The organism is Allochromatium humboldtianum (assembly GCF_013385175.1).
GTDB classification, from domain to species: domain Bacteria; phylum Pseudomonadota; class Gammaproteobacteria; order Chromatiales; family Chromatiaceae; genus Thermochromatium; species Thermochromatium humboldtianum.
On record NZ_JABZEO010000084.1, the window covers coordinates 1 to 310 of the forward strand.

The 310-nt window shown below is 65.2% G+C and carries 1 pseudogene; it reads right to left on the reverse strand.

Annotated elements, in window-relative coordinates:
* Window positions 1-310 (reverse strand): annotated as a pseudogene (gene tuf / locus HW932_RS21595) (elongation factor Tu); the annotation flags it as partial.

Genomic DNA, 310 nt, shown 5'->3' on the forward strand with positions numbered 1-310 from the left:
GCCGACGATGGCCACTTCTTCGCCAACCTTGACGATGCCGCGCTCGACACGTCCCGTCACCACGGTGCCGCGACCGGAGATCGAGAACACGTCTTCGATCGGCATCAGGAAGGCGCCGTCGATGGCGCGCTCCGGCTCGGGGATGTAGCTGTCTAGCGCTTCCATGAGCTTGTCGATGGACGGACCGCCGATCTCGGAGGTGTCGCCTTCCAGCGCCAGCTTGGCCGAGCCGGTGATGATCGGGGTGTCGTCGCCGGGGAAGTCGTAGCTGGAGAGCAGCTCACGCACCTCCATCTCGACCAGTTCCAGG